At 55.8% G+C, this 13,280-nt stretch carries 6 protein-coding genes; 4 read left to right on the forward strand and 2 right to left on the reverse strand.

Annotation, left to right across the window (positions count from 1 at the left end; translation table 11 throughout):
• On the forward strand, window positions 1–2,030 hold a 2,030-nt coding region (locus IKP20_07870), incomplete at its 5' end, for a leucine-rich repeat protein (GenBank protein MBR4504868.1).
• A gap of 194 nt (window positions 2,031–2,224) precedes the next feature.
• Window positions 2,225–4,360 carry a Coenzyme F420 hydrogenase/dehydrogenase, beta subunit C-terminal domain gene (locus IKP20_07875; protein MBR4504869.1) on the forward strand — a complete coding sequence of 712 codons (2,136 nt, stop codon included), beginning with the start codon at window positions 2,225–2,227 and terminating at the stop codon, window positions 4,358–4,360.
• A 16-nt stretch (window positions 4,361–4,376) separates the two neighbouring features.
• Here IKP20_07875 and IKP20_07880 read toward each other — a convergent pair whose 3' ends face one another.
• Complete coding sequence (locus tag IKP20_07880) at window positions 4,377–6,533, reverse strand: Coenzyme F420 hydrogenase/dehydrogenase, beta subunit C-terminal domain (protein MBR4504870.1); 2,157 nt, start codon at window positions 6,531–6,533, stop codon at window positions 4,377–4,379.
• 148 nt (window positions 6,534–6,681) lie between these two features.
• On the opposite strand from IKP20_07880, the gene IKP20_07885 reads away from it, so the two are divergent.
• Window positions 6,682–8,811, forward strand: a complete 2,130-nt coding sequence (locus IKP20_07885; GenBank protein ID MBR4504871.1) for a Coenzyme F420 hydrogenase/dehydrogenase, beta subunit C-terminal domain — start codon at window positions 6,682–6,684, stop codon at window positions 8,809–8,811.
• A gap of 164 nt (window positions 8,812–8,975) precedes the next feature.
• Complete coding sequence (locus tag IKP20_07890) at window positions 8,976–11,093, forward strand: polysaccharide pyruvyl transferase family protein (GenBank protein ID MBR4504872.1); 2,118 nt, start codon at window positions 8,976–8,978, stop codon at window positions 11,091–11,093.
• A 42-nt stretch (window positions 11,094–11,135) separates the two neighbouring features.
• Here IKP20_07890 and IKP20_07895 read toward each other — a convergent pair whose 3' ends face one another.
• Window positions 11,136–13,265: a polysaccharide pyruvyl transferase family protein gene (locus IKP20_07895; protein MBR4504873.1), complete on the reverse strand. Its 2,130-nt coding sequence runs from the start codon at window positions 13,263–13,265 to the stop codon at window positions 11,136–11,138.
• Window positions 13,266–13,280 lie beyond the last annotated feature (15 nt).

The raw sequence follows: 13,280 nt of genomic DNA on the forward strand, positions 1-13,280 counted from the left end.
GGTGGATGTGCGACGGCAAGCTCCTCGGAAGGTCCACCATCGTGGCCGACGACATCGAGGTCTCCTACGAGATCACCAGGACAGCTCAGGAGTACACCGTAACCGTCAAGACCGTCGACTGCGGAACCACCAAGACCGTCGAGTTCGATGTCCCCTACGGCACCCAGATGAACGTGTCCGAGGACACCTACACGCTCTCCGTTCCCGGCTTCGCCAACTTCAAGGCCGATGTCCCCGTGAGCGATGCCCAGTACACCTACGACTTCAGCGGGTGGATGTGCGACGGCAAGCTCCTCGGAAGGTCCACCATCGTGGCCGACGACATCGAGGTCTCCTACGAGATTTCCAGGACCCTCAGAGAGTATGTCGTCACGATCGTGTCTTCAGATGAGGATGCTGGATCCGTTTCCGTCGAAGAGATTACCGCATTCTACGGAACTACCATAATCGTTGATGGAAACGTCCTGACCATCGGAAATTCTGAATCCGAGGCCATCGTCAAGGACTCTACCGAGGAATACTCCTACGCCTTCGAGGGATGGGACTTGTCTTCCAGGACTGTCCTCGGTGAGATGACCGTCACCGCGGAGTTCTCCAAGACCCTGCTTGCCTTCGTCTACGAGAACGTTTGGTACCTTGTTCTGGAGGACCGCTCCACCGTCTCCGCATTCGGATACGACGGAGAGCCCGTTTCCATCGCGGTTCCTGACCTCGTATACTGCGACGACATGGAGTTCGTCCCCGTGTCGATTGCCGAAGGCGCCTTCGCTGACTGCACTACTGTGACCTCCATCGAGGTCGGAGAGACAGTCGCCGATATTGGCGCCGGAGCCTTCGACAGCCCGTTCCTCACGTCCATCGTGGTATCTGAAGAGAACGAGAACTACTCCTCCGCTGACGGGGTGCTTTATGACAAGGACGCTGCAGTCCTGATCAGGTTCCCCGCCTCCATGCTGTCGGTCCAGATTCCGGAGTCCGTCGAAAAGATAGGCGCGGGAGCCTTCAGGAACGCTGGGGCCGCTCTCAAGGAGAACGGCGAAGACGCTTACTTCAACTACATATGGTTCCCAGCCACCGTCAAGACCATCGGCGCGGACGCCTTCCGCGGAAGCGCGCTCGAGTGCCTCAAGTTCAGAGACGGGACTACTACCATAGAAGCAGGAGCCTTCGCTGAATGCGGCAGCGTCAGTTACCTCTTGTTCAACTACACTCTCGAGACAATCGGAGACGGTGCGTTCGAGGGATTCGTCTTTATAGGCGAGGACAAGGCGGAGATGAAGCTCAGCGACGCCGTCAAGGGCTTCAAGTTCACCGGCGATGCCAGCGACAGCCTCGAGATCTACGTCCCGCCCGTTAACGGAGTCATCGTCAGCGGCGACGTGAAGTACAAGATAACCTCCAACGAGGATTCCAAGGATATGTCCGCCATCAGCCTCGCTGATGACAGTGTGACCGAGCTGGTAATCCCCGAGACCATCACCTACCTCGGATTCGAATGGTCCGTCACCTCCATAGCCTCCAGTGCTTTCGCAGGGACTGCCATCGAGTCCGTGACCACTTCGGCCGAGATCGGCAGCAATGCCTTCAAGGGATGCAAGAAGCTCGAGTCTGTCACCCTCGAAGGGGCGACGGCCATCGGAACGTACGCCTTCTACGGCTGCACTGCTCTTGTGTCCGTCGATCTCGGAGATGTCACTGTCTTGGGCACCAGCGCGTTCAGCGGATGCAGTTCCCTGTCCACCATCGACCTGAGCGGCGTCATCTCCGTCGGCAAGCACGCCTTCTATAACTGCAAGGCGCTTACCGCCGCCGATCTGAGCAGCGCCACGACCATAGGATACGGAGCGTTCTCCGGAACGAACCTGCAGGATGTCTCCTTCGGATCCGGCCTCACCGACGTCGACTCCAAGGCGTTCTACGGCTACACCTTCAAGAAGATCAACGGCACCACCAAGATCACGGCCAATGCCGAAAACCTCAAGGGACACACCTTCTCTGGTTCGGGCAAGGTCCTGATCATGGAATCCTGAACCTAAACGGCCGGGCAACCCCCGGCCAAACTTCTTTCCTTACTAAAATATCGGTTTTTGTCGGCAGTTCGCTTATCATGTTTGGGCGGGCGAATTTCAGAGCATCAAAAGGGCTCCTTAAATCCGGATCTGATCTGCATTCCAGGCTCTTTCCCAATGATTAGTGTTATTAATCATCCGCATAATTATCATGCATGTCCGATGTGGTCACCGATCTCCGCAGCAGAGGAAAGGATTGCTGCGGCTGCGCCGCGTGCGTCAGCGTCTGCCCCAAAGGCGCTGTCAGCATGGTTTTGGATGACGAAGGAATATGCAGGTCCTCAGTTGATATCCTCGCCTGCGTGGATTGCGGCTTATGCTCCAAGGTATGCCCCATACTCAATTTGGACCGCTCCAACGACTCCAAACCCAGCTTCTATGCTTACAGGGCAGAAGAAAGTGAGGTTTTGAGGAGTTCCTCCGGAGGCGCATTCTTCCCGATGGCCCAGCGGATGATCTCCCGCGGCGGATACGTCTGCGGCGTGGTGTTCGACAGCGACCTCAACGCCGTGTTCAGGATGACCCAGGACATCGCCGTCGTAAGGGACATGCAGAAATCCAAGTACGTATTCAGCGAGATGGGTAGTATATACGGCGAGATAGAGGAAGCTCTGAAATCCGGGAAGGAGGTTCTTTTCGTCGGCTGCCCATGCCAGGTCGCAGCGGTGAAGAACCGCATCAAGGACAAGGAGAAGCTGTACACCGCCGATCTTCTTTGCGCCGGGCTTCCCGCCAAAGGCATCTATCGGAAGTATCTGGAGGAGATCTCCGAGGGCAAGAAGATAAAGAACCTTATCTTCCGCGACAGCGAGCTTCCGTACGGGACTCTTGTGATCGAATACGAAGACGGCACCAGGAAGACCAATTTCCGCGATCTGTATTTCGCAGGGTTCCTGAAGCATATGTTCAAGAGCAGATCCTGTTCTGAATGCGAGTTCGCGTCCATCCCGAGGCAGGGAGACGTGACCATAGGCGACCTCTGGAATTACGACAAGATCATCTATGATCTCGATGCGAAGACCGGCATAAGCTGCGTCGTGGTGAACAGCGAAAAAGGAAGGGAGATGTTCGGCGTACTCTCGGAAAACGCTACTTTCCTCAGGGAGATTCCGATGTCCTTCGCCATGCGCTTCAACAGGTTCAATGTGAAGCGTCCGGCAGGTCCGGCCAGCGAAAGGTTCCATTATCTTCTCGACAGGGGCTATAGCGTCAGGAAAGCGCTGGATTACTCGATCAATTCGAAATATGACGTGGCCATCACCGGATTCTGGCGCGCCCCCAATTACGGCGGGGATCTCACGTACTATGCGCTGTACAACGTGGTCAAAGACATGGGTCTGGAGCCGATATTCGTGGAGGCATGCAACCCCAAGGCTCCTCCGGGATCTCCTCCGAGCCCGGTGCACATGGACACCAAATATCCCGCGTTCAGCATCGCGCCGTGGTATGCCAGCAAAGAGAAGCAGGCGGAGATCAACCTCCGCGTGAAGAACGTGATGGTCGGGTCGGATCAGGTCTGGAACCCCAAGCTTCTGTCCCCCGGCGGGCTGAACGCCTACTCTCTGGATTTCGTGTCGGCATGGAGGAATTCCGTGGCATACGCCTCATCGTTCGGAGCGACCTCTTACGAAGCGGACACGCCCCAAAAGAAGGAGCACATAGACCTTCTGAAGCGCATAAAGCACGTGTCGGTCCGCGAGAAGTCGGGAGTGGACATCTGCGCGAAATTCGGCATCGATGCCAAGCTTGTCCTGGATCCGGTCATGCTCTGCGACATGAAGCATTACGAGGAGCTGATCGACAGCGCCGACATGGAGTTCCCCAAGAGGTACATGCTAGCCTTCATCCGCCACATAAACGTCCACATGGATCCGGTCCTGATGTCCTCCGCGCTGGGGGTCACCTCGCTGAACGTCGGCGGGCCGGAGCTCGACTATTCCAAGCCCGTCTCATACCCCATGATCAACGTGCATTCCGTGGAGAACTGGCTGAAATCGATAAGCAGAGCCGAGTTCATTCTCACGGATTCGTTCCACGCCACCGTTTTGGCTATATTGTTCAGGAAGCAGTTCATCTCGGTGTACGGCCGCATGGATGAGGCATCAGGGAACGGACGCATGTCCACCCTGCTGAATTCATTGGGACTGAGCGGCCGCCTATTCAGGACCACGGAAGAGGCCGTTCAGGCGGGCGCCCACAAGCGCGAGATCGATTACGATGCCGTCTACGGGAAGCTGGACGCCCTGAGGGCGGAATGCATGGCTTGGCTCGAGAGCGCCATAGAGCGCTGAGGGGGGCTGTCCCCCCTCAATATTCTTTCTCTATCTCCAAGGCATCTTTGAGCCAGTTCAGGGATTCCTCGCGAAGACTCTCCAATTTGGCGTTGACCTTGTTGTAATCGATGGGAACCCCGAAATCCTTGGATGTGACGGCGTCCCAGGTGGTCTGGTACATCCTGCATTCCAGGTCGAACATTCCCAGCAGCGATCTGAAGCGGTCCAAGCCGGTCTCTTCGCCCATGTTTCCGTACGTCACCGTGAACTGTTTCCCGAAGACGATGCAGAGGGCGGCCGCATGGAAGGAGTCCGTCAGCACGTAATCCGCGTAATATATGGACTTGACCCAGTTCTCGACGGTGCCAGCATGGGTCATGGGGTACGAAGTCCTGACCTCATCGAGGTTGATGTCGGGTCCGACTATGTTGACGAAATCCAGGCCTATGAAGTCGGCCAATCTGAGGGGTTCCATATGCTCCCCTATGTGCCTGATGAAACATAGTCCGTAGTGCTCCGGGAATTCCATGGTAGCTTTGTCCAGAAGGGCCTGATAATGCTGCATTCCGCAGAGCATGACCGGATCGAGGACATGCTTCGCCTCTATGCCCAGGTTTTTGCATATGTCCACTCCCGATTTCTCGCGGACCGACACGTGCTTGATGTTGCGGAGGGCTTTGACCTGCTCTTTCTCCACTTCCGTCTCGGGCTCGTACGTGGATTTGCCGAACGAGGATGCGTACGCCACGGTATTGCGCCACGGGGTCGAGAAGTCCAGGGCATAGGAATACACGGTCTCGGGGTGTCCCTCGAACAGATTCGGGTTCCAGACCTGGTCCGACCCGACCATGAGCGTGTAGATCCTGAGATTCACCTCGGTCTGCTGGCGCTTGTCATGGGCCCAAGGTATGATGCTGTAAAGGGGATAGGCGTTCACCAAGCGCTTCGGGCTTCCGGGGACCACGAATTTATTGTTGCTGCGGGCCTCGATCATCGCGGGTTCCAGCCCCAGGTCCTTGATTATGTTGAATAGAGCGTAATATGTCAGGTCCCCGCCGTAGTTCGGCACTCTCCATAGCCCGGTGATTCCCACGTCATATTTCCATTCCAGACAATACTTGATGGATTTTCTGACCGAATATCCGCGCTCAAGCATGTAGTACATTCTTTTCCTGCCCAAGTGGTGCTTGTGCTCGGGGTGGAGCCTGTTGAAACGCCTCACGAAGTCGAACGGTATCTCCCTCAGGAACGTAGAATTTTCGATGAGGACGTTCATCAGCTTCCTTCCGGCGGCGTTGTTGACGAGGACCGCGCTGACCCCTTTGCTGGAGTCGAAGTCGTAGAACAGCCTCTCCGAATCCCACAGGTCCCCGATGGTCAGATCCGCGTGCCTGGGGGCGGCCGCGAAATCGCAATTGGCGCAGCAGTCGTCTTTATACAGATTAGCGTTGAATCCGGCGAAGTACGGGTCTTTGAAGTTGGTCTTGCTGGTCCCGTCCGCGAAATCGAATATCAGAGTTCCGTATGGGACCTGTTTGCTGCGGAAAGTCAGGTTTCTTATCCTCTTCCCCCCGGCTTCCTCTTTGATGTATTTTTTGTAGATGCTCTTGGATGGCATTCCAGAGCAGATCAGATCCACGGTGAACAGCTTGTCATCCTCGCCTATGTAATTCCTGAGGGCTGCCGCATGGCACGGAAGACCGACGAAAAGGACGATGTGGCCCTGGCTCAGGCAGGCCTTGACGTCTTTGTATACGCCTCTCATCTCGCTCAGAACGTATTTCGAGCCGTACATGCGTCTGATGGTGCTCCTGTCGTTCGTCAGCTTGTACACGACGTTCATGTCGTCGTCGTAGAGAGCTCCGCACACGTATCCGCCGTTGTGGAGGGTCCACCCGGCCAATATGGAAACGGCGCCTCCGGAAGAGCTCATAGCGAGGACTTTGTCGTTGGCCATGAAGGCATACGATTTGGGGCGGCTCATGTTGATGCCGGTGCTGTGGTTGATGATGGGGCATACGTCGATGCACGTTCCGCATTCCGTGCACAATTCGGTGTCGACAGACGATTTGAGGAACCCTTCTTCGTTGAGATCGATGGAGATCGCTCCGCTGAGGCAGACATTCTTGCATGCGTAACAGCCCAGACAGCTTTTCTCCAATTCTTCCAGCGCATCGACCACATGTTCCATGGTGCCTGATGGTCATAGAATAATAAACTTATTCGGTGGATGGCAGCCGGCGTTTTCCGGTTTCTCCGGTTCTGGACGAGCTTCGGAAGCCTGGGTTTCGGCCGCCAGAAAAAGTGCTAATTTATATCGCAAAACACTACGCCTTCGCATGGCCGTCAACGTCGGGACAGAACTCCCCAAAGCGAAGAAATTCTGCGTCGGATGCTATGCTTGTGAGAGCGCATGCAACCACAGCGCAATAAGCATGGGCTTGGATGCGGAAGGCTTCTGCAGAGCTTACGTGGACGATTCCGCTTGCACAGGCTGCGAGTCCTGCGTGATGGTCTGCCCGCAGCTCAATTACGAATCAGAATCCGTTGATTCGCCTCTGGCGTACGCTTTGAAGGCTCCGCAGCCGGTGCTCTCCGAGAGCTCTTCCGGCGGTGCGTTCTCCCTTCTTGCCGATTTCATTTTGGAAAAGGGAGGGTTCGTGTGCGGCGTTGTTTTCGACGGGGAGTTCAACGCAGTCTACGAACTGACCGACGACAGGGAAGAGATCGCCAAGATGCGCGGTTCCAAATATGTCTACAGCGAGATGCGCGACATCTATGATAGAATCTCTGAGAAGCTGAAGGCGGACCGCGATGTTCTCTTCGTAGGGCTGCCATGCCAGGTGAAGGCCGTCAGAAACTGCATCGGGAACGATGAGCATCTGTATTGCGTCGATCTGATCTGCGGCGGCCAGCCGTCCAAAGGCGTGTTCCAGAGGTACGTGTCCGAGATCTCATCCGAGAAGCCGATCTCCGGCCTCTCATTCAGGAAAAAAGGGTATCCGTACGGGATGCTCGCCATAGATTACGCTGACGGGACCAGCAAGCTGTCATTCGGCGACAAGTATTATGCCGGATACAACAGGCATATGATAAAGAACCAGGCGTGCGGCGACTGCAAGTTCTCGTCCGCCCCCAGGCCCGGCGATCTGACCATAGGGGATCTCTGGGGTGCCGAGAGGTACATCCGCGACACCGACATCTCGGAGGGGGTCAGCGCCGTGCTGGTGAATACCCGCAAAGGGCGTGAGATGTTCGATGCCATTTCCGAAAAGGCCGCATACAGGAGGGAGGTCCCGCTCGATTTCGTGAAGCGCTTCAACAGGATGGGTCCCAGGCTTGCGATCCACGAATCCAGGAAGAGGCTCTTCGATCTGGTGGGCCGCGGGTATCCCGTATCGAAATCGGTGGACTATTGCCTCGTCGGAAGGTTTGACATGGGGATCACCGGCTTCTGGAGGGTCAACGACTATGGCGGCGAGCTTTCCTACTACGCATTGTTCATGTTCTTCATGGACAGGGGAATGGAATCATTGATGATCGAGTCCAGGAACGACATCTCCGGCCTTCCCAGCGAGCCGGCCCTTTTCAGCAACCATTACACCGCCAATTCGAGGGCCAAATGGTATCCCAACATCAGGGAGCAATCGGAGATCGGCGCCAGAGTCTACAACGCCATCGCCGGTCCGGGTCCCATATGGGACAGGAGGATCATCGGCCAGGACGTGGTGGAATGCTATTCCCTGGATTTCATACCGTCATGGAGGAACAAGATTTCCATAGCATCCAGCTTCGGCTCGAACGTCTTCGAAGGATCGGACGAGGACAGGGCGAGGATCGCGAATGCCATCGGCAGGCTGGACAAGGTATCGGTATGCGATCTCTCATCGCGCAGCATATGCGAGTCCATGGGCGTGGAGGCCAAGATCATCATGGATCCCGTCTTCCTCTGCGACCCCAGGCATTATCGCGACCTCATCGCGAAATCCAAGGCCTCTTTCCCCCACGGATACGTGCTGATCTATGCCTTGCACCAGAAGGATCTGGAAGGGTTCGAAGCCGCTGTCGACGAATTGGGTCTGGGGCAGATATTCGTCGGAAATGCGGAGACGAATTTCAATCTGAAGTCTCCGTATCCGGTCACCAACACATATTCCATAGAGAACTGGCTGAAATGCATAGACGAGTCGTCGTTTGTCATCACGGATTCCTATTACGCCGCCGCTGTCGCCATCCTGTTCAGGAAACCTTTCGCGATCGTAACGAAGGCGGAGCCCGAGCGCGAGGGAAGGATATCCTCTTTGCTCAAGATCGCAGGATTGGAAGGCCGCATTTTCGTCGACATCCCGGAGCTTCTGAATTCCGGAGCAATCGGCGAGGAGATTGACTACGACGCCGTCCATGAGAGGATAGCTCTCGGCCGCGACGAATCCATAGAGTGGGTTCTCAGTTCGCTTCAGCTGTCCTGAGCCTCGGGCCGGAGCGGTCTGGAGGGGAGGTTCTGCCTCTCCATCCGTTGCCCCCCGGAATACGCTGGGATATACCGCAAAACCAGTGGATTTGAACGGGGTGCATATAAAATAGTAGATTCGGCATGATAGGTCTGGGTATAGAATTGACTTGTATCGATGCCTTGTCAGAGCTTAGCAAAGAATGCGCCGGATGCGCGGCATGCCAAAGCATCTGCGTCAAGAATTGCATATCTATGGTGGAGAATAAAGAAGGCTTCCCTGTCGCAGTGATAGACAAGTCCGCATGCATAGATTGCGGAGCATGCGAGCGCGTCTGCCCTCAGATCTCCCCTGTTTTCGACAATGACAAAGAGCCGGAATGCTATGCGGTCAAAGCGCCGTCTGAAGTGCTGGAGAAGAGCTCGTCCGGAGGCGCCCTGTCTCTGATAAGCGATGCGGTCTTCCGCGATGTCCCCGGATTCATCTGCGGGGCGGTTTACGACAGCGAATTCAACGTAGTGTTCGACATGGTGGACAGCAAAGAGGGCGTCACCCCGTTCCACGGGTCGAAATACGTGTTCAGCGACTTGACGAACATATACCCAAAAATCAAAGAGAAGCTGTCCGCAGGCTCCCGCGTCCTTTTCGTCGGATGCTCCTGCCAGGTCGCCGCCATCAAGAATGTATTCAAGAACGACGAGAATCTGATCACGGTCGATCTCCTCTGCGGCGGGTTCGCATCAAAGATGGTGTTCAAGAAATATGTCGCCAGTTTGGAGGAGACTTACGGGAAAAAAGTGGCCGACGTCAAGTTCCGCGCCTTCGGCGTCCCGTACGGCTCCCTTTATGTGGTCTTCGAAGACGGAAGCACCGAGACCATCCTCAACGATCTGTACATGAGGGCGTTCGTCAAGGGGCTGATCAAGAACAAATCGTGCGCCCAGTGCCAGTTCGGGCTGCCCAGACAGGGGGACCTGACCATCGGCGACCTTTGGAACGCGGACAAGATCATTTCGGACACAGATCTGAAGAACGGGATAAGCAGCGTTCTCGTCAACAACGAGCGCGGGAAGGAGATCTTCGAGATTGCACAATCCTCGGCCGAATACGTCACGCCGGTGCCGCTGTCTTTCCTGAAAAGATTCAATAAGACTTCGTCCAGCAAGACGAAGCCGCATCTGGGCCGCTCCAGGCTCTTCGACATGCTCGAGCGCGGGGTTCACATACAGAAAGCTCTGGACTATTGCCTCGGATGGAAGTTCGATGTCGGCATCACCGGATTCTGGCGCGTCCACAATTTCGGCGGGGAGCTGACGTACTATGCTCTTTACAACCTTATGCTGGATCTGGGCCAGGAACCCATCTTCATAGAGGCCCGCCACGATTTCAAAGGGGCGCCTCCGGACCCCAAGCTGCTGAAGGGCGTATATCCGTTCTATGCCAAGGCCAGATGGTACCCCACTATGGAGGAGGAGAACGAGATCAACCTTCGCGTGACCAATTTCGTGGTCGGATCGGACCAGGTCTGGAACCGCCGTTTCGTCTCCCAGAGCTCGATCGAATGCTATGCGCTGGATTTCGTCGCAGATTGGAGGAACAAAGTCGCCATAGCGGCATCGTTCGGAACGGACAGGTACGAAGGTAATGAGGAGGAGACTGAGCGCTTCGGGAAGCTGATCAGAAGGTTCAACCACATATCCGTGCGCGAGAGCCAGGCCAAAGACATTATCGAGGAATTCGGAAAGGAAGCCTACGTAATCCTGGACCCTGTCATGCTCTGCGATACGAAGCACTTCGACGAGCTTATAAGCAATAACGAACACGTGTTCCCCGGCAAATACGTCTTCAACTACGTGATGCACCCCGAGATTTTCGAGGGCATGGACAGATTCTACAGCAAACTGGGATACGGGCCGGTTACGATCCTGAACTATCTGCTGGACCCCAGGAACGAGGATCTCCTGGCCATCAACACGCATTCGGTGAGCGATTGGGTCAAGTGCATCAAGAACTCGTCCTTCGTCCTGACGGATTCCTTCCACGCGACCGTGTTCTCGATTCTGTTCAGGAAGCCCTTCGTCGTCCTGCACGGCAATCTGGACAAGACAGGCGGACTGACCAGGCTGGAGACTCTGCTCAACAAATTCGGCTTGGAGGACCGCCTATTCAAGACGGTCGACGAGGCCCTCGCCACCGATGTGATGGAGAGGGAGATCGATTACGAGCCTATCCACAAAGCCCTCAACGAACTGAAGGAAAAGGACATCCAATGGCTGAGGATGGCTTTGAACATCGAATGATGGGGCCCGGCCCGATGCTTCTGTTGCGTCGGGCCCTCCCTTTCAGCTCATGTTCAAAGCGTTCTTAACCCACGCCATTCCCACTTCGCGTTCTTTATCCAGTTTCCTGTGGACTTCGTCGTAATCGATGGGAGCGAACAGGACCCCGGATTCTATTGCATCCTGGGACGTCTTGCATATGCGCTCTTCGAGGCCCAGCGTCGTGAGCAGGGTGGTTATCCTGCCGACCCCAGAGCCTTCGTTCCAGTTCCCTATCAGAGTCACGAACGGCTTTCTGAACAGGATGGAGAACACGGTCCCGTGGAAGGAATCGGTGACGACGAAAGACGAGTTCTTGATGCCCTTCATCCAGTTTTCGACGGTCCCCACGGAAGTCCTGGGGTAGTCAATCCTTTCGTTGAAGTCCGATGACGCGTTTCCGGCGGTTACAGGGCCGTATCCCAGCGCTTCGTAGATTTTCTCCATGCCTTCGAAGTTGACCGGGTGCATCATGTAGTTGAATGCGTATTGCTTCGGATAGCGCATCTGCGAGGCGTCTGAAAGAGCCTCGAAGTGCTTCACGTCGCAGAGCATGACGGGATCGATGATTATCTCCGCCTCAGCGCCGAGCTCTTTGCAAAGCTCCACGGCAGAGCTCTCACGCACGGAGAGGTGGTTGAACCTTCTCAGCAGAGCGGCGAAGGATTCTCTCTCCTCGTCGGTGCCTTCGAATCTGTCCGTACCGAATGATGAAGCTATTGCAATCTTGTTTTTCTCGTCGTGGACGAAATCCAGGGTGTAGCATTCCAGGATGTCCTGGGTGATGAAGCGCCTGTTCCACACCTGATCGGATCCGACTATGAAATTGTCGACCCTGTTGTTGAGCTCTTCCTGCTCCTCTTTCGTTTCATACCATCTGGCGATGTTGTAGAACGGGTATTTCGTCGCCAGCAGAGGGGGGTTCGGCGGGGCGTTCCTTTTCGATTTCCTTCTGGATTCGATCATGAGCGGCTCCAAACCCATGTCCATTATGATGTGGTACAGGGCGTAGTACGTGAGCTCCCCGCCGAAATTCAGGACGCGCCAGAATCCTGTTATGCCGACGTCGAACTTCCATCTGAGGCAGTAATCTATCGATTTGGCGACCGGGTGCCCGCGCTGAAGGAAGTGCACCATCCTGATCCATCCCAGATGCAATCTGCGCTCATGCTTCAGGCCTGGGTTCTCCTCGAAATTAGGCTTGGGTATCCTCTCGGCGAAATCGGCGGAATCGTTCATGTCGAACGCCATGGCGGCTCCCTTTTGGGAGTTCACCATCACCAGGCTGAGGGTCCCTGCGGCGCTTCCCGCGACTTTGTCGCTTCCCATGAGGTCTCCGAGAGTTATGTCTCCGGGCCTGCTGTCTATGAACCTGCATGCGGCGCACCCTTGGTTGATGATGAGGCTGGCGTTGCATGCCCTGACGAACGGATCGTAGACGGACATTCTGAAGGTTCCGTCTGCGTACATTATGGCCAGGGAGCCTTTGGGCTGGCCCCTGGGATTGAAATCCATGGACGTGATCGGCTTCTCCGCGGACAGCTCTTCGATGTACTTGCTGTATATCATCGGCGAAGGCTGGCCGGTGCACACGATGTCCGCGGTGAAAAGATGGGGGTCGTCCCCGACTATGTTGTGGAGGGCGTGCACATGGCACGGCATCCCGACGAAGAGGACATCTTCGCCCTCGTCCAGTTTCTTCTTGATTTCGCCGTAGATGTGCCCCATGTCGCTGGGGGCGTATTTGGGTCCGCGCATCTTCTGGACGATATCCTTGTCTTTTGTGATCGCGTATACGGCGTTCACGCCATTTTCCAGGATGACTCCGCACACGTATCCGCCGCGGGCGAGCATCCAATCGGCGAGGATCGGGAACGCACCTCCGGAAGAGCTCGTGCTCGCTATCTCGGCGTTGGCCCTGAACGCATAGTAATCCTGTCTCCTCTTGATTTCCGGGAGAGGGGATATAAGGGGGCAGATTTCCGAGCATCTTCCGCATCTGATGCATTTGCTTTCGTCGACGGAGGACCTCAGGAACCCCACATTGTCGGTAGCCAGAGTGATAGCGCCTTTCTCGCACACGTTCTCGCATGCGCGGCAGCTTACGCACAGCTTTCTGATGCCGATGAGCTCTTCGACGACGTTGAGGGCCATGCGCCGTCAACTGGA

It is taken from the genome of Candidatus Methanomethylophilaceae archaeon (assembly GCA_017524805.1).
Classification (GTDB): Archaea; Thermoplasmatota; Thermoplasmata; order Methanomassiliicoccales; family Methanomethylophilaceae; genus Methanoprimaticola.

Bases quoted from the DNA above. Each gene is read 5' to 3' on its own strand.
- IKP20_07875 (MBR4504869.1), top strand. From the start codon at position 2,225: ATGTCCGATGTGGTCACCGATCTCCGCAGCAGAGGAAAGGATTGCTGC.
- IKP20_07880 (MBR4504870.1), bottom strand. From the start codon at position 6,533: ATGGAACATGTGGTCGATGCGCTGGAAGAATTGGAGAAAAGCTGTCTG.
- IKP20_07885 (MBR4504871.1), top strand. From the start codon at position 6,682: ATGGCCGTCAACGTCGGGACAGAACTCCCCAAAGCGAAGAAATTCTGC.
- IKP20_07895 (MBR4504873.1), bottom strand. From the start codon at position 13,265: ATGGCCCTCAACGTCGTCGAAGAGCTCATCGGCATCAGAAAGCTGTGC.